The sequence below is a fragment of the Sinorhizobium terangae genome (assembly GCF_029714365.1).
GTDB classification, from domain to species: domain Bacteria; phylum Pseudomonadota; class Alphaproteobacteria; order Rhizobiales; family Rhizobiaceae; genus Sinorhizobium; species Sinorhizobium terangae.
This window is the reverse complement of sequence record NZ_CP121659.1, coordinates 300,761-317,721: the sequence shown is the minus strand read 5'-3', so window position 1 is coordinate 317,721 and position 16,961 is coordinate 300,761. Positions and strand designations below refer to the sequence as shown.

The 16,961-nt window shown below is 60.8% G+C and carries 19 protein-coding genes; 1 reads left to right on the top strand and 18 read right to left on the bottom strand.

Going from position 1 to position 16,961, the window contains the following annotated elements; genetic code table 11:
- Positions 1-11: 11 nt before the first annotated feature.
- Positions 12-683, bottom strand: a complete 672-nt coding sequence (locus QA637_RS01505) for a WecB/TagA/CpsF family glycosyltransferase (protein ID WP_167528200.1) — start codon at positions 681-683, stop codon at positions 12-14.
- A gap of 283 nt (positions 684-966) precedes the next feature.
- Here QA637_RS01505 and QA637_RS01500 point away from each other — a divergent pair, with 283 nt between their 5' ends.
- A complete protein-coding gene (locus tag QA637_RS01500) occupies positions 967-1,953 on the top strand; it encodes a glycosyltransferase family 2 protein (protein ID WP_153438382.1) in 987 nt (328 codons plus the stop codon).
- Positions 1,954-2,102: 149 nt separating this feature from the next.
- Here QA637_RS01500 and QA637_RS01495 read toward each other — a convergent pair whose 3' ends face one another.
- The 17 genes from QA637_RS01495 to motC form a co-directional block, all read right to left on the bottom strand.
- A complete protein-coding gene (locus tag QA637_RS01495) occupies positions 2,103-2,672 on the bottom strand; it encodes a hypothetical protein (protein ID WP_153438383.1) in 570 nt (189 codons plus the stop codon).
- Positions 2,672-3,040, bottom strand: a complete 369-nt coding sequence (locus QA637_RS01490; protein ID WP_153438385.1) for a hypothetical protein — start codon at positions 3,038-3,040, stop codon at positions 2,672-2,674. The genes QA637_RS01495 and QA637_RS01490 overlap by 1 nt, the downstream gene beginning before the upstream one ends.
- Positions 3,041-3,208: 168 nt before the next feature.
- The gene (locus tag QA637_RS01485) at positions 3,209-3,760 is read right to left on the bottom strand and encodes a rod-binding protein (protein WP_153438387.1); all 552 of its coding nucleotides are present in this window, start codon (positions 3,758-3,760) and stop codon (positions 3,209-3,211) included.
- A gap of 96 nt (positions 3,761-3,856) precedes the next feature.
- Positions 3,857-4,264 (bottom strand): hypothetical protein, encoded by a 408-nt coding sequence (locus QA637_RS01480; RefSeq protein WP_184108433.1) that lies wholly within the window; start codon positions 4,262-4,264, stop codon positions 3,857-3,859.
- Between the two features lie 2 nt (positions 4,265-4,266).
- Positions 4,267-5,019: a flagellar biosynthetic protein FliR gene (gene fliR / locus QA637_RS01475; RefSeq protein WP_283063049.1), complete on the bottom strand. Its 753-nt coding sequence runs from the start codon at positions 5,017-5,019 to the stop codon at positions 4,267-4,269.
- The gene (gene flhA / locus QA637_RS01470; RefSeq protein WP_153438391.1) at positions 5,016-7,103 is read right to left on the bottom strand and encodes a flagellar biosynthesis protein FlhA; all 2,088 of its coding nucleotides are present in this window, start codon (positions 7,101-7,103) and stop codon (positions 5,016-5,018) included. The genes fliR and flhA overlap by 4 nt, the downstream gene beginning before the upstream one ends.
- 231 nt (positions 7,104-7,334) lie before the next feature.
- Entirely contained in the window at positions 7,335-7,601 is a 267-nt protein-coding gene (gene fliQ / locus QA637_RS01465) for a flagellar biosynthesis protein FliQ (RefSeq protein WP_136506065.1), read from the bottom strand.
- Positions 7,602-7,608: 7 nt separating this feature from the next.
- Positions 7,609-8,025, bottom strand: a complete 417-nt coding sequence (gene flgD, locus QA637_RS01460) for a flagellar hook assembly protein FlgD (RefSeq protein WP_153438393.1) — start codon at positions 8,023-8,025, stop codon at positions 7,609-7,611.
- On the bottom strand, positions 8,016-8,465 hold the full coding sequence (gene flbT, locus QA637_RS01455; protein ID WP_153438395.1) for a flagellar biosynthesis repressor FlbT: 450 nt from the start codon (positions 8,463-8,465) through the stop codon (positions 8,016-8,018). Before flbT ends, flgD begins: the two co-directional genes overlap by 10 nt.
- Positions 8,462-8,809: a flagellar biosynthesis regulator FlaF gene (gene flaF, locus QA637_RS01450; protein WP_153438396.1), complete on the bottom strand. Its 348-nt coding sequence runs from the start codon at positions 8,807-8,809 to the stop codon at positions 8,462-8,464. Before flaF ends, flbT begins: the two co-directional genes overlap by 4 nt.
- A 35-nt stretch (positions 8,810-8,844) precedes the next feature.
- The gene (locus tag QA637_RS01445) at positions 8,845-9,903 is read right to left on the bottom strand and encodes a flagellar hook-associated family protein (RefSeq protein WP_153438398.1); all 1,059 of its coding nucleotides are present in this window, start codon (positions 9,901-9,903) and stop codon (positions 8,845-8,847) included.
- Positions 9,904-9,905: 2 nt separating this feature from the next.
- Positions 9,906-11,363: a flagellar hook-associated protein FlgK gene (flgK, locus tag QA637_RS01440; protein WP_153438400.1), complete on the bottom strand. Its 1,458-nt coding sequence runs from the start codon at positions 11,361-11,363 to the stop codon at positions 9,906-9,908.
- Between the two features lie 24 nt (positions 11,364-11,387).
- Positions 11,388-12,617, bottom strand: a complete 1,230-nt coding sequence (locus QA637_RS01435; RefSeq protein WP_153438402.1) for a flagellar hook protein FlgE — start codon at positions 12,615-12,617, stop codon at positions 11,388-11,390.
- 87 nt (positions 12,618-12,704) lie between these two features.
- A complete protein-coding gene (rem, locus tag QA637_RS01430) occupies positions 12,705-13,376 on the bottom strand; it encodes a transcriptional activator Rem (protein ID WP_136506072.1) in 672 nt (223 codons plus the stop codon).
- Positions 13,377-13,648: 272 nt separating this feature from the next.
- Positions 13,649-14,215, bottom strand: coding sequence for a transglycosylase SLT domain-containing protein (locus QA637_RS01425; RefSeq protein ID WP_380784988.1), 567 nt, complete (start codon positions 14,213-14,215; stop codon positions 13,649-13,651).
- Positions 14,151-15,326: a flagellar hook-length control protein FliK gene (gene fliK, locus QA637_RS01420; protein WP_380784990.1), complete on the bottom strand. Its 1,176-nt coding sequence runs from the start codon at positions 15,324-15,326 to the stop codon at positions 14,151-14,153. The genes QA637_RS01425 and fliK overlap by 65 nt, the downstream gene beginning before the upstream one ends.
- Before the next feature lie 329 nt (positions 15,327-15,655).
- Entirely contained in the window at positions 15,656-16,960 is a 1,305-nt protein-coding gene (gene motC / locus QA637_RS01415; RefSeq protein WP_153438406.1) for a chemotaxis protein MotC, read from the bottom strand.
- Position 16,961 lies beyond the last annotated feature (1 nt).

The window sequence follows — 16,961 nt, the reverse complement described above, 5'->3', positions numbered from 1 at the left end:
AGTGCTCGAAATCATTCGCCCGAGATGCGGCGGCTGCCGCGAAACGCCTCCGGTGAGTGTCCGAAATGTTTCGGCCGGGAAGCACTGGCAAGATCACGCTCCATCGGTCTCCACCGAAAGGCATGATAGCTGCGCTGCCGGCCGGCCTCGGCCACGAGCCGATAGAGCCGCTCGAGCCAGCGCAAGAGAACGGGCGTGCGGGAAAATTCCCGTACGACAAAATCGCCAACGGTGACGACGAGCCGCCCATGCTCGGGAGCAATATTCCGGTCGACCCATTTCTCCTGATCGAAACTCTCGATCGCCACGAGAAGAATATCGGGCCGGAGGGCACGCACTTCATCGAGGGCCTTCGTCTCGTCGGAAAAGCCCCCGATAGCGATGAACTGGTGCCAGGGCGCGTGGCTGCGGAAATTCTCGGCAGCCTGCTCCGCCGCGTGACGGTGCGATCCGATCAGCGCGACACGCATCGGCTTTTCGATATAGGTCAGGAGCGCGGGCACGAACGCCACCGCATCCCGACTGGTCGGAAACATGCGGTCGGTCACGATCGCGTGCCATTTGGGCCGGGAGACGACCGTGTCGGCGAAAGCCAAGGCATCGGCCCAGCCGAAATCGGGAGGCGGCGCGCTGGCTGCGATCCGCCTGGATGCCACTGCCGCAATCCGCGAAACGGCGCTCATCGTGATTTGCCTCCGATCGTGCCGATCGAAGCTGCGGCGAACCATTGCCATATGCGCTCCGCCATATCGAATCCCGAGGCCGAATTTGGCATCAGCGCGATAGGAAGGACCGGTATCGAAAACATGTTGCCACACGGGGATGAGAGACTATTCTTTTCACTTTAGCCGCTTGCAGTGAAAGGGCGTTTAAGGCTCTCATTCAAAAGCCGTTTGCCGGATTCAACATCTGTTTAGGAAGTTTTGCTGTAGTGCTTGCCAGCTATCTGCGCGCACGGGTCTCAAGATGACGCCGAACGGTCAGGACATCACCGTCTATTTCCAGACCGAGCGGGAAGATGCGGCGGATATCGAACTTGTGGTCGTCGTGCCGACCTTCCGCCGGCCCGATCACATCGTCAAAACGCTGAAAACCATTGTTTCGCAACGGCCTGACGTGCCTTTGGCGACGGTCGTCGTCGAGAGCGACGCGGAGGGGCTGGCTGGGGCCGAGGCGGCGAAAAGCTTCTTTGTCGGGCACCCGTCCGATTCCGCCATTGTCGTCGTTCGCCACCGCGGACACGCTCATGCGTGCAATGCCGGATGGGCGACGGCACTCGATCTCTATCCCAACCTCCGCGCGCTCGCCGTCATTTATGATGATGAAGTTGCCGCTCCGGAATGGCTCGATTGCCTCGTCGCCGTCCAGGAAACCCATGGGGCGGATATCGTCGGTGGGCCGCAGCTTCCCGTCTTCCAGGATCCACATGAACAGAAGTGGAAGCGACACCCCGTTTTCACGCCTCCTTACAGCGAGAGCGGACCGGTACCGATGCTCTATTCGGCAGGCAACGTCCTTGTAACCCGGCCGGCGCTCGACGGGATGGGCCGGCCATTTCTGGATCCGACGCTCAACGTCGTCGGCGTCGGCGACGCGGACTTCTTCGATCGCTGCAAGGCGAAGGGATTCACGTTTGCCTGGGCAACGGAAGCCTGGGTCGCGGAAACGGTTCCGTTCTATCACACCACGAGGTCGTGGATCCGCGCCCGCAGTCTCGAGAACGGTGCGATCTCGGCACTCCTGGAGCATCAGCGCGATCCGACATTCTCCAGTCGGTTGAGAGCGCTCGGCAAGTCCCTTGCGCTCATCGCCACCTCTCTGCCGGTAGGCCTCAAGCTTTGGGCGGAGACCGGGCTTGCTGCTGCAAGCCTCTATCCGCTCTATGTCGCTGTCGGAAGGCTGACGGCGAAGATCGGCTCCGCCGAGGCGCAAGACCGGACGCCCGCTGCATGATTCCTTAAATCGGAGTCCGATTACAGCGCCGCGCGTCCAATCGGACGCGCAAAGGTCGCTGTAGCACTTTGAATTGCTGCATGATTTTGTCCATAAATCGATTCCGATTTAAGGAATCACGCAGTAGGCGCGCGGCGCTGTAGGACCGGTCAATGGCCGCTGGAAGTGGCCTTCACGGCGCCTTCGGGAATCTTGTCCGCAGCGACGTTTCCGTTTCTGTCGACCACGGGAACCGGCTTTTGATATGGCCTGTTCTGGCTGTTGGCGACCCGCTCGACATCGTCCTTGGTGAGATATTCGAGCTGTTCCACCAGCACCTCGGTGATCACCTCATTGCCGAGCTTCTTGTTCAGCCTCTCCTTTACCGCGACCTTGAAGCTCGGCAGATCGAACGATCCGGTATCGGCAAGATCGACGAACTTCGAGCCGACGAGCATGTCATAAAGCTCGTCCGTCACGAGCTGCCGAAGCGGAGCATGCAGCTTCGCAATGCCTTCCTTGGTGGCCGAGAAGGACAGCTTGGCGAGGAAATATCCCTGCACGCCCCCTTCCTTGATGACCGGGACCGTGATGATTTCCCCCGGTATGTATTCCTCGGATGCGCGTCTGTCCGCGTCGGCCTCCGACACGACGGGCGCGGAAGCATATTGCATCGAGAAATAGACGGATCCGAGCGTAACGGCACAGACCCAGACCCCGGTGAGAACGAGCTTCAGCATCAGAAATCGCTGTAGCGGAACTGCGCTTCGGTGTAGATGCCGTCCGCATCGGCATCCTGGGCAGCCGTTTTGAGAAGATCGACCACGGAACGCACCGCCTCCAGATGCGCCTCGACCTTCTGGGAGTTGATCCGCAGCTTGTTGCGCAGATGGCGCGTCTGCGAAACGAAGGCCGGCGAGATTTCGCCGGGAATGGCATCGCGATGGAGCATCGTCAGTTCGTAGAGGCAGCGGCTCTTGTGTGCGTTCGACGTCTTGATATCGAAATCGGGGTCCACGCCGATTCGGCTGTTCTCGTTGTCGATGATCATTTCCAGGCGGCCGAGAACATTGCGAATCCGTACATCATTCGATGCCACAGCTTCCATAACTAAACTCCCAAAATAATCTAAAGCGCGATGCAGGCGAAAACCGCCGGATATGCTCGTCCGCTCCAGAGCAATTCCAGGAAAAGTGCGTAGCGGTTTTCCGTCCGGAATTGCGTAGTTTCAAAGGATTAGAGCATTTCACTGTTTCAATGAAAAACAGCGAATGCTCTAGGCTTGCTTCTTCTTTTCATCGTTGGTCAAAAAGCCGGAGAGAGCCTTGCGCTCGTATTCCTGGACCATGCTCGTCGCGAGGTTGTGGCTGTTGCCGTCGACCGAAGCATTCACCCGATCGGTCGCATCGCCCCCGACCATCCGGTCGGCAATGCCGATACCGCCGCCTGCGGCAAGTACGTCGCCGATCTGCTCGGCCATCATGCTCTTCCAGACGTCGCCGGATGTGCCCTTGCCGTAGACGTTTTCGCTTTCGCTGGGCAGCATGGATTTCACGAAATTCTGCAGCACCATCGCCTCGAATTTCCGATAGGTCTCGGGAATCTTCTTCTGCTCGACGCGGTTGTTGATGTCGCCCAGTCCGGTCGATCCCTCGGAGGGGTCGACAACGGAAACTGCCGCGGCAAAACCGTTGCCGTTCTCCGCAAGGCTCCTTGCCTGGAAAGCGGCGCGATTGGCCTTGAGCCTTGCCTGAGCCTCCTGAATTTCCGCCGGATCGGCCGCACGGACGACGTCCATCACAAGGTCGCTGGGCGGGGAAATAGCCATGTCAGATCCTCTCGAACCGAAGCGCCCGCAATCCTGCGCGGCCGCAAATGTCCCGAACCGGCTTGCCCATCGTTGGCAGGCCAACCCGATGGCCCACTATCGCCCTTCAACCTTACCGGAAGCTGGCGGAGCGAGGTGCTGGTCGATCAGATCGAGGATCGCATTGTCGGCCGCCTCGCGGTCCTCGACGAGGCGGGCATCTTTCATGTGCTCTTCGAAGCGGTCGCCTTTTGCGCGTTCCCTCAGCATGCGCGCCTCGTGAACCTGCTGGATGCCGAGCAGCATCTGATCCTTCTGTACCAGGCGCCCGAGCTGGGAGGCGTAATGGCCCGAGAAGACACGATGCATCGGGTGAGCCGAACCCATTGCATCGACGACCACGTCGATCGTTTCGGCAAGAACGGCCCGCTGACGCGTGGTCTCGGTGAACTCGCTTTCCGCCATCCGCTCGAGGTGCCGCTGGACGGCGACCAGGCGCTTCAACTTTTCCGACCGCGCCTTCACGCCTAGCCTCCCTGCATTACCGGCGCGAAGCCGTCAGCAAAGAGGCGCAGCATTGCTGCGATCCCGAGATACAGCAGGAACATGCCGCCCATGATGAGATAGGGCTGGGAGATGAAATAGACGGGAATCTGCGGGGCGAGCTTGTTCACCATGCCGATCGCGACGTTGAAGAGGAGGCCATAGATCAGGAAGGGGCTCGCGAGCCTCAACATGATCATGAAGGTCTGCCCCAGCGAATTGGCGAGCGTGATCAGCACACCTTGCGGGTCAAAGCCGCTGCCGATCGGCATCACACGATAGGATTGCGCGACCGCCTCGATGATCACGTGGTGAAAGTCCAGCATGAACAGGATCATCAGCCCGGCGAAGCTGATGAGGCTGGTGAGCTGGTTTTCGGCCGTATCTTCAAGCACGTCCGCCGTTGGCGGCGGACTGAATCCGATCAGCATGGTCGCGGCCGTGCCGGCGAACTGGAGGCCAAGCACATAATAACGGGCGACGAGGCCAATGACGGCGCCGACGATCGTCTCGGTCGTGATGAGATAGATGTAAGTGTGGCCCTTTCCGGTGACCTGCGGGTAGATGTCATCCCACATGATCGGCAGGATTGCCATCGAGATCGCCACGGCGATGAACAGCCGGACCTGGACCGGAATCCGCGCGGCTGAAAATCCCGGCATGATCATGACGCAGGCGCCGATCCGGCAGAAGGCCGCAAACAGCGCCAGTACCGTGCCCTCCGGGTCGGTAATCATGAAATCGAGCCGATGATCTTGATCTCAAGGCCCTTGGCAAGCTCGACGTGGGAGAGCACGGGCAGCGTGGCGAAGAGGCGTTCGATGATCATGCGCACATAAGAGCGGGATTCGGGCGAACTTACCAGCACGAAGGGCATGCCGCGATCGAGATGTTCACGGATAACTTTGGTCGCCTGTTCGCTGAATTCCTCCAGGTGACGGGGATCGATGTCGAACTCGACGATTTCGCCCTTAGCATCGCGCTTGAGTGCCTGATGGAAGACCATGTCCCATTTGTTGCCGAGCCGGAGAACGCGGAGAACGCCGTTGTCGGCAAGGTCGCCGCAGAGCTGTTGCGACATGCGCACGCGCACATGCTCGACAATCTGCTCGGTCTTGCGCACATGCGGCGCAAGCTCCGCTACGGCTTCGAGGATTAGGTGCAGGTTGCGGATCGACACTCGCTCCGCGAGCAGCAGCTTCAACACCGCCTGCAGGCCCGAATAGGACATGTGCGACGTGCAGATCTCGTCGGCGAGCTTTCGGTATTCCGGATCGAGCCGCTCGATCAGCACTTTCACATCCTTGTAGGAAAGGAGATGCGGAAGATTGTTGCGGATGACCTCGCTCAAATGGGTCAGCACGACCGAGACGTTGTCGATCGGATGGAAACCCTCGCGCTTCAAGTCTTCCGTGAAGGTCTCCAGGATGGAGACGGCTGGCATGCCGAAGGCCGGTTCCCTGATCTCGTCGCCCGGCACGCTGGGTCGGCGGCCGCCGCCGGTCACGACCAGCACTTCGCCGACCCGCACCGTGTTGGACGCGATCGTCGTGCCGTGAATGCGGATATGATAGGCCTTGTCCGGGATCGAGATATCGTCGGAGACCTTGATTTCCGGAACAACGAGGCCGTACTGGCCAGCAAATTTGCGGCGCATCTTGCCAACGCGAAAAGCGAGTTCCTGATGTGCGCCGAGCAGTCGCGTGGAAACCTGCTTGCCGAGCAGTAGTTCGATCTCCGCCGTCTTCAACACTGACTTGACGGAATCCTTGTCGCTCTCCGTCGCCTGCTGTGCCTTCATGGCCTCCTCAGCCCGCTTCTCCGCATTGGCGGCCTCGAGCTGCTTCGGAATGAGCCAGCCGAGGAAGGCCATGCCGCCGCCGAGCGCGGCAAAGGGCAGGAAGGGCAGCCCCGGCATGACCGAAAGCAGGATGATAAGGCCGGCGGCGACCGTCAGTGCCCGCGGATAACCGCTGAGCTGGCCGACGACGGCCTGATCGGTGGAGCCGGCGGTTCCGCCTCGCGAGACGAGCAGGCCGGCGGCGAGCGAGACGATCAGCGCCGGGATCTGCGAGACCAGACCGTCGCCGACGGAGAGCTTGACGAAAACGTCGGCCGCCTCACCGATCGGCATGTCGTGGCGGAGATAGCCGATGATGATGCCGCCGAAGATGTTGATCGCGGTAATGATCAGGCCGGCGATCGCGTCACCGCGGACGAATTTCGACGCGCCGTCCATGGCGCCGTAGAAAGAGCTTTCCTCTTCCAGCTCGCGGCGGCGGCGTTGCGCCTCCTTCTCGTCGATCAGACCGGCCGAAAGGTCGGCGTCGATCGACATCTGCTTGCCGGGGATCGCGTCGAGGGTAAAGCGGGCGCCGACTTCGGCGATACGGGTCGCACCCTTGGTAATGACGATGAAGTTCACCGTGATCAGGATCAGGAAGACGATCAGACCGATGACGAAATCGCCGGACATGACGAGGCTGGCGAAGCCGGAAATGACCCCACCCGCAGCGTCATGGCCTTCATGCCCGTGCGAAAGGATGACACGCGTCGTCGCGATATTCAGCGACAGGCGCGTCATCGTGGAAATCAGCAGGATGGTCGGAAAGGACGAGAACTCCAACGGCCGCTGGATCCACAGCGCGACCATCAGGATCAGCACAGAGAAGGCGATCGAGAACGCCAAGCCGAGGTCGATCAGGAACGGGGGGATCGGCAGGAAGAGAACCGACAGGATCGTCACGATCCCGAGCGCAAAGCCGATGTCCCGGCTCTTGGGTGCGAGTTTCGGGATGGTCAGCGTCGCCTGTTGTGCCATGTCTCTTCCGTCTCTTCATGAGAGGCGGGCAGCGGTCGCAGGCGCTGCCCAAGCTATAACGGAAGACCTAAAGGCCCAAGCTTGCGCGAGGGTGGTATAGAAAATGGTGCTGATGTTGATACCCCTTGTGGGGGAGATGCCCGACAGGGCGGAGGGGGGTGCTTCGCCAAGCGCTCGAAGTGAAAGCGCGCGGGGCAAAGCCGCAGCGACTAACTCGGAGCGATCCTTGCTCTAGAATCCGGACTGGATCCGGGAGAAGATGATGTCGGTGAAGATGGATATCTGCGCACCGACGAAGGGTGCGGAAACGGCGACGGTGATCATGACGGCCAGGATCTTCGGCACGAAGGTCAGCGTCATTTCCTGGACTTGGGTCAGGGCCTGAATGAACGCGATGACGACGCCGACCACCATGGCGGCGAGGACGGCGGGACCGGAGGCCACGATCACCGTCCAGATCGCAGCCTGCACAATATCAAGGGCGTCCGCCTCGTTCATACGGAAATCACTTCACTTTGACGCCGGGACCGATGACAAGCTCCTTGCCCGTATCCAAAACGGCGATGATTCCATCGGAGTATAGTTTCACCTCCTTGACGACGCCAGTCGTCTTGCCGTCGGCGCTGGTAACGGTCCTGCCGATCACGGCGTCCGCTTCGCTGAGCGAGGTACGCTGAAGCAGGCTTTCAAGATTCTTGTTGGTCTTGATCGTCTGCTCGACCTGCGAGAAGGTCGCGAGCTGCGCAATTTGCTGCGTCGCGTCCATCGGCTCGGTCGGATCCTGGTTCTTCATCTGCGCCACGAGCAGCTTCAGGAAACTCTCGTAGTTCAGCGTCGCGGCGCTCGCGTCGCCCGTCGAATCCGTGGCCGAGACCGTCGGCGTATAGCCTGTCGAAGTCGAGCCGACGCCACTTACCGCCATGGTGCAATCTCCTTGCGAATCTGCTCGACCGTTGCCGGCGTGATTTCCTGCGCGTTGAGAATACGATCTTCGATCGGATAGAGTGCCCGGATCGCCTTCAGCGCCTCGAAGGCGCGCCCTTGAGTGACGAGACCGTCGATGCGCTTAAGCTCGGCCAGAACCTCTTCGTTCTTGAAGCAGTTGAGCAGCATGACGATCGATTTGCGGAACATCGCTGTCGACTGTTCGGCGCCTTCCGGGTTGATCAGGATCATCTGGGCAATGAAGTAGAGCTGCTTCAGCGGCGTCGTCGCGTCTTCCGGCTGCAGCACGTGGTTTTCCAGCAGGAAGGTGACGTCGTTCAGGAACTCGACCGCGACCTTGCGGTCAACGCGAAGCACCGCGCCGTTTACAAAAATCCTTTCGCCCGATTTCAGCGAGATACGCAGTGTGCTCTTCATTTCAGTCCATCCCTGATGATGGTGGTAATGTCTATGATGCCCTGGAAGTTGGAAGACTCGCGTTTGCGGATCTTCTCCGTCTCGTTCAAGATCCAGATGGCGATCGAAATCAGATTGGCGCGCAGCTCTTCGTTGAGCTGGTTATCCGGCGTGCGCAAATCCTCGATGAAGCGGATCCAGACGCGCCGGGTAAAATAGATCGCCTCGATTGCCTCCCTCGAATACCCTTTCTGCTGTTTCGCCGCCTCCAAGAGCGCGATCGAGCGATCGAGTACCTGCCGTTCGCGATCCTTGGAATCGGCGACGCCGTCCTCCATGATCTCGGCATACGAAAATTGATACATTCAGACATCCTTCATGTTTGTCCGGTTCCTCCCGATCAGAGGAAATTGAGCAAGCTCAACTGCTGAATCCGCGATGTGAGCGTGTAAGATGTCTCAAGTTGCGTTTTCAGAAGGTTTATCCGCGTCGACGCCGCCTCCTCGTCGATGCCTTCGATGTCGCCGATATGCGTGGTGACGAGTTTGATCTGCGCCGCAAGCGAGTCGTTTGCCTTCTTCACGCGAGCCTCGGCGACGCCAAGTGCGCTGCGCTCGGCGTCGATGCCGGTGATCCCCTTTTCGACGTAATCAAGGGCCGCTTCGCCGATTGCGCTGCGGACTTCCGAAGTGACGCCCTTGTCCATCAGCTCCGAGGCGAGAACGCTTGCAATCGCGAACATCCGGACCCCGGTCGTGTTGACGTTCGTCGAGCTTTCGATCACCTCGGACGTGCTGATGCGGCTCGTCATATTCTGGTTCGATGCATCGGACCAATCGGCGTCCCATTGGGCGCCGGTATACATCGGCTCCACGACCGTCGTGATGAAATCCTGCATCTGCGTGACAGAGAACTGGTCCATCGACGTCAGAGGCGGAACCTGGGCGGCCATATATGTCGACAGCGCCGTGTTGAACGCAGTCTTGGCGGCCGAGGTCACCGTCGAATTGTAGTCCGCGAGCGGCTTCGCGTCGGAATTGATGCCGGAAAACAGAAACTCGCCATTGAACGAGGTATTCGCCGCTGCCGTGAACAGCGAAAGCGCGCTGTCGATTTCGGTCTTCTGAATAGCCAATTTGTCGGCGGAATCGTTGCCTTTGAAGGTCACCAGCGTATCGCGGACCTTTTGTGCCGCGCTCGCCATCGTCTCGAGCGCCTCCTGGGAGGCAGAGAGCCGCTGGTTGACGATCGAATTCGTGCTTGTCAGCGCGTTCATGCGCGCCAGCTCGCGTTGCAGGTTGAGCGAGCGCGAGGTCGTTGCTCCGAGCGTGAGCCCGACATCGGCGTGGCGGCCCGTCGTCAGTTCCTTTTGAAGGTTGAGCATCTCCGCCTGTTGCTGCTGAATCGTCAGCCGCATGGCGTTTTGCACCGCCAGGTTCGAAACGAAGGACGTCTTCATAATTACCTCACAGCTTCGAGAAGGGCCGCCATCATGGCGTCCACGGTGCTGACCAGCTTGGCCGATGCTTTGTAGGATTGCTCCAGGTCGAGCAGCAGGGACAATTCCTCATCGATGCTGACACCCGTTTCCTTGCTGAGCGCCTCCTGCGTGCGGGCGAGAAGCGCCGATTTGTTGTCGCTAGCGGTTGAAGCGGTGCTGCGCAGCTGCTCCAGCCAGCCGATCGACGATGTCGCGAAATCGAGGATCGAGCTGCTTCCGTCGAGGCCCGTTGCGGGATCGAAGGCCATGTCCTTACCCATGGCATCGATGAAGCCTTCGAGCAGGGCGGTGTAGCCCGCATCGGGCGTTGCAGCGCCGCCCGGATTGGACACGACGCCGTTGAAGCCACCGTCGCGCAGCAGCATCGGATTGGCTTTCGCCAAGGGATTGACGGCAAGCGTCGCCGCAAGACCGGGAACGACCGTGCCCGCCGGCGGGACCGTACCGCCTGCCCAGGTGAAGAGCCCGGGTGCATAGGGCATCGGCGGCACGCCGGACGGATTGCCCTCCTGGAAGAGGGTCACCAGACCACGGGCAATTTCGTCGAGCTGCGACTGAAATTTTGGCGCGACGTCGTCGCGCAATTGAAGCAGGCTCGCCAGCTTGCCTTCGGCCGTCGTGTTGGCACCGGAACCCGCGGCAACCGGTACACCGTCGACATAGATCTTGTTGCCGGTGATCGTCGCATCATAGGCTGCCTTCGGAGCAAAGGTGACGGACCGCGGCATGGTCTCGAAGAGCACCGTGCCATCTGCCGTGTAGATCACCGTGTCGTTATTGGCTCTCGTCACGGTCGAGATGCCGATGATCTCAGACACCTGCTTCAAGATCTTGTCGCGTTGGTCGAGGGCTTCGCTCGCGTCCTGCCCCTGAGCCGTCGCCGATTTCACCGCATTGTTCGCCTTTTCAAAATCGGCAAGCAGGCTGTTCAGCTTCTCGACCTCGATCGCGATCTCCTTGTCGGCGTCGGCGCGCAGGCTCTGAACGGCATTCGCCGTCGTGCTGATCGCGTTGGCCAAATCGCCAGCGTCCGACACCGCGGAAGCGGCCATCGAGGGGTTTCCGGGCGTCGACGCGAAAGTCTGCAGGCTGTCCCGGAACGTCGCCAGGTATGTCGCCGGCGACGTTTCGTAGTCGTTGCCGCCGAGTGACGATTTCAGGAGCTCCAAACCGGAAAGCAGACGAGCCTGGCCGGACGACTGGCCGATGCTCGATATGGTCTGCTTAAGCAGTGCCTCGTTCTGCGCCCGATAGATCGAGACGACCTGCGCTCCGTTCGGCGTCGAGCCCAGCAGCGCCATGCGGCGCGAATAATCCGCGTTGCCCGCGTTCGCGACGTTCTTCGATACGATGGCCGTCTGAGCCGCCGTGTTGTTGAAAGCCGATTGCGCGATTGTGATTGCGGTGGACAGCGACATAACGCGGACCGTCTCTCTTTTCGATTACCGTTTCAGGTTGACCAGCACGTCGAGCAGTTCGGAGCCAGTCTGGAAGACCTTGGAGTTAGCCGTGTAGTTGCGCTGGGATTCGATCATCGCCGTCAGTTCTTCAGCGATGTCGACATTGGAGCTTTCGAGCGCCCCGGAAAGGATTTCGCCGAAGTTACCGGCACCGGCGAAGCCGGTGATGATGACGCCGGAGTCGACGCCCTGCGAATAGACGTTGCCGGACTCAGGCAGCAGCTTGTCTGGGCTCTGCACGTTGGCAAGAGCGATGCGATAACGTGGGTCGAGCTTGCCGTTTTCGTACTTGACGTAGACGATGCCGTCGGAGTCGATCTGGAAACCGGCGACCTTGCTCGGCGCGTTGCCGTCGATCGTACCGCCATCGGAGTTGAAGGCGTAGCCAAGTTGGGTGGTCTTGGTGAGGTCGATGGTGATCGCGGCAAGGTTCGCGCCAGTGCCGGGCAGACCGGTCATCGCCGTGGTCGTGAGCGTTGCCGGAGAGGTTGTGAGCGCCCCGCTTGCATCAAAGGCCAAGGCCGCGGTGCCGAGTACACCGGTGGCCGGCGGACCGGCGGTATAGGTCGCACGATCGCGGATTTCGACTGACCAATTGTTTGCTGCGGTTTTCGTGTACACAAAATCGAGAATGCGTGTGTTGCCCTGGCTGTCATAGACGACGAGCGACGTGGTGGACGCATCGCCTACGGCGGCGCCTGAAGGAAGATTGGCGCCCATCGACCCCTTCGTCGACCCCTGCGCGACCAAGCCTTCCGAGCTGAGATTCACCTTAGTCAGACCGTCGAAGCCGTTGACGACAACCGTCGGATCCGCGCCAGCCTGGTACTCGTAGCCCATCAGCGTGAAGCCGGCGGCGTTGACGAGATTGCCTTCCTTGTCCGGGACGAAGGCGCCGGCGCGCGTCAGATATTCCTGACCGTTTGCGCCTTCAACGATGAAGAAGCCACCGCCGTCGATGGCGAGATCGCTGCCGGACGTGGTGTAGGTCGTCGCACCCTGCTCGGAGATGCTGTAACGGACCTGGGTCTGCACGCCGCCGGAATTGTAGGCACCGTTGCTCGACGGCAGGATCATCGACGAGAATTCCGTCGACGCCCGCTTATAGCCGGTCGTATTGGCGTTCGCGATGTTCTCTGCGACCGTGCTGAGCCGGTTCGATTGGGCGTTCATACCTGAAACGCCGGTTCTCATGGTACCGTAGAGACTCATGTCGGATCCTCAATTCCTCGTTGCGGCGACACTAGGAGCCGGGCCTTGCGTGAACCTGTCTTGAGCTGCCCGGCTCGGTGCCGGCACTCAATTCCAGTCGATGCAGTAGCCAAGGAAACGCTTGGAATCGATCGGGTCGAAACCGAGCTTCTTGCGCAGCTTCTTGCGCAGTTTGCTGATGTGGCTTTCGACGACGTTCTCCTCGACGTCCTCGTCGAAGATGCCGTAGATCGCGTTGAAGATCTGCGACTTCGACACGCGGCGGCCGCGGTTCGCGACCAAGTATTCGAGAATGCGCCGCTCGCGCCGCGGCAGGGCGAAGACCTCGCCGTTGATTTCCGGATCGCGGCCGTCGGCGAAAACGCGGATCGGGCCGATATCGGTGTAGTTGGTGATGGCCTTGAGGCGCCGGCGGATCGCGGCAACCCGAGCGAGGATCTCGCGCGGGTGCACCGGCTTGCGCACGACGTCGTCGACCCCGCAGTCGAACAGCGCCAGGGTGTTTTCGAGCGAAGGTGTGTCGCTCATCGCGATGACCGGTGCCATGGAGCGGTCACGGATCGCGCGCGGCAGGCTGAATGCGCTGTCGCCCTGCCCGATCAGAAACGCTTCGACCGCGTCGATATCCGAGTCCGCAGCCGTGTTTACCCACTCGCCGAATTCCCTCGGATCAAACCCCGTCGAGGGAATACCTTCGCGCCCGAACAAGGACGTGTAGCCATCCTTTACGAGCTCTCTATCATCAACCACCACGATCATTCGTCCGCCTCCGAATCAATATGGGTGCCTCGTTGGATAAAGAGGTACGAATCGAGGGATTCATGAACAACTAGAGGAAGTTAATGGGAGATTTTAATAATTGATTAGGGATTGCGTGCCGATTTGATCTATATCTAGTAGGTGGTTGTTAATCATGACACTAAAATCGTGTGGAAAAGTTAACGGCGTGCAACAAATCCACTTGCCATCACAATCCGCCCGCATTGTCGCCACAATGCGGCAGCGGCTCTAAAATTACAACCTCAGATTGATTATTGACAGAACTGCGTGGCGTTCGGCGTCCACTTGCCGTAGCCGGTCGCGACGAGATTCGCGATCACCCGGCAAACGTATTTCTTCTGCGCCGGATCGTTATTTGGACCGGCATGATAACGCGCGACAGCCATCGTCCAGCTCTCGTGCTTGGCGCGCAGATTGGAGAGGAAGCGGGCGGCATATTCGACATTCTTGCGCGGATCAAGCATTTCCTCCGGCGAACGGAAATTCTCGCCGTGGAAGTAGTAGTTGATCTGCATGCAGCCGAGATCGATCAGCTTGGCCCCTTGCGCGCGGGCCGTACCGAAGCGTGCCAAAACGTCTTGCACGCTGGTGCCGAAATAGGCCTGGCCCTCGATGTTCATCGCGTAAGGCTGGAGGGATCCCTTGCGGCCGGTCTCGGTCAAGCCGACGGAATAGAGAATTCCCGTCGGAATGCCGTATTTCGAGGCGGCTGAAACTATCTCGCGTTCGCAGACCCCGGCGCTTGCCCAAGCGCTACATGTAGACGTAGCCAGCACGATTGCGCTCAGCGTCAACCGGCGCATCATCCAGTCCGTCATTGCCCGTCCACCTTTCCGCCATGGGTGCTTGCGCACCGTCCTGTCTCTGGCGTCCCTGCCCGCCCCCCTCGCCGGCGTGCTCGCGCCCCTGCTGACCGGGGGCGGTTTGCGCCTGCTGCTGCGCACTGCCGCCGGAAGCAGCATCACCGCCGGCATTGAACACGATATTGACCTGGTCGACCGCGAAGCCCTGCGCGCGCAAGGCTTTCACCATCTCACCCTGATCGTCACGCAACTGGCGGAACGCCTCGCCGGACTCGACCTTCAGATCGACCTGCAGTTCGTCGTCCTTCAACCGCAAGGTCGCCGTCACGGTGCCGAGCTCGATCGGATGCATCTGGATCTTGAGGGTGTTGAGCGTCTTGCCGACTTGGCCTGAGGGGTCGGATTGCGCCAAGGCTGCGCTCGATTGCATCAACTGCGCCCATCCGCTATCGCCCGCAATCGCACCGGCCACCGACGCGGTGTTGGTGTTCATGGCCAAGCCGAGATAACGGCGCGCCTCCAGGACAGTGACGTTTTCCACTTTGGATATGGTGGCCGGCTTGCCGTTATCGACGACCGTCTTCTCTCCGTCCTTCGAAATGTTCATCGTCACTGCCTGACCCTTGCCATCGGCACGTGCAAACCGGAACAAGTGGTCGGGTTCGGACACGTCCTTCTCGCCATGCAGGCCCTCATCCGGACCAATGTCGGTCACGCCTTCGCCTTTAATTCGGACCGTATTGCCCGCAACGTCGCGCTCGCCGGATACGCGGTCCGGCTTGCCTTCCGGCTGCTGCAGAGCGGCGGTTACCGCGGCGGCCGTACCGAGCATCGTCAGCAAGTCGTCAACGCTTCCTTTCGGGGACTCGGCCGAACCGGAAGCATCCTTCTCACCGGCGCCTGCCTGCGGCTCGGCCAAGGCCGCGCCTTCCGCCACCACCTGCCCATGTGTAAGGGCAGCAATTTTTTGCGCGAGCGCATCGGTGTCCTTCTCGCCCCCAGCGGCCCGATGACTGCCCAATGACGCGCGTTCCCTCCCCGCGAGGCCCAGGCGCTGGAGCCTTTTCATGGCGTGCTCGCGAACGGAGAGGGAGTCGGATGGCGCTCGGTTGCCTGCCGGAATCATATCTTCCGATCCACCGTTGCCGGGATCCTGCAACGACCCCGCGCGCCAGTTATCCCCTAACCCGTTGTGCCCGGTCGTGGCGCGACCTTCGCGGCCGCCTGCTGCTCTGATTTCATCGGACGACCGCTGCGGACCGTTCGACCCGTCTGTCGACTGCTTGGCATCGCCGGGGCCGGCGCTTTGTCCCTGCGCCTTCTGACGACCGGCGTCGGCAACGGCGTCTTCGAAAGCGCGCGGCGCGTCGCCGACCTGCTCTCTTCCGCCCTGCCGCGATCCTGCCTTGCCTGTTGCTGCCGGGACTGCGCTACGCAAGTTCTCTTCGAGAGGCCTCATAGTCCTTCCTCCTTCAGGAGCGCATCGATCTCAGCGATCTTCGAGCGACCGTTGGTGACGAACCCTTCAAACGCCGGATCCGCAGATGGGGCCGCTCCGACGCTGGTCTGGCCACCGTCCCTCGGCTGACCCGGTGCCTCAGCCGCCTCGCCGAACGGGCTCATCCCGCTTCCCGTCTCCTCGGGCACAAGCTGGCCCTCTACCGCGGCGATTCCGTCTTGTGTAGGCGCTGACGCTTGTGTGAAGCTTTCATCCTGCGGCAGTTGCACCACCGCGTCCGCAACCGTCTTGGCCGCATCGCGGAGCGCACGGTCGCGCGGAGACAGCTTTTCATCAGGGATTGCATTGATGGTCTCGGTGGCGGCGAACACGTCCGCAGAGGGCACTGCGGCGAGCCCCTCGTAGAAGCTCGCGAGTACCTGCGACTGCGAAGCGCCTCCGTCGGCGAGACCTTCGGCCCGCTGCGAGGCAAGCCGCGCGAGCGCCTGGTTGCCGCCGATCGCCGCACGCCGGGCGACGCGAAGATAGACCTCGCGCTGGCGCGGTTGATCCATGAAGGCCAGGATTTCGGAGATCTTCTGCTCGGCGGCTTCGTCGAAATGTGCAACCGCGAGTTCGACGAACACGTCCGCGAACTGACTTGCGTAAGGCGACGTCAGGTAGCGGCGCGCATAACTTAAAGCGTAACGAAACCCTTTGTCGGGTTCGTTCGCCTTCAGTGCAAGAAAGACGGAACGGCGCAGCGCCGCCTCCTCGATGATCGTGCCCGGCGCAGTCAGACGGGCCCAGTCATAGTATTTCATCGCAGCCAGGGGGTTCTGCTGCGAGGTCGCGTTGCCGAGGATCAGAAAAAGATAGGGGCCGATGCGGGCGTTCTTGTATTCCGGCGCCGCCTTCGAAAGCGTCTCGACGGTGAGCGCGCCCTTGCCGCTCAGATATTGCCGCAGCGCGTCCGTTATCCGGCTATCGAAATTGCCTTCGATATCGCGGTCGGCCAGATAGTCGAGTGTGTCAGGGTTACCGCCGCTCATGACATAGACCAGCGCCGCGTCGACGTTGCGCGGATCGCGGAAGGCCGATTGCTCGACGACCCTCAGCCGCTTGTCGATCGCGCCCAGCATGAAGCGCTGCATCTCGATTGCGGAATGATCGCCGAGCACGACCGAATCCTGAACATATTGCAGCGACCTTATCATCTTGAAGGGCGCGAGCTCTTCAGCCTCTCGCGCCCGGGCAAGCCCGACGGCAAGCGGGAAGGCCAGAACCGACGTCAGGAGGATGGCGTGCAGCCGCTTCAGCATC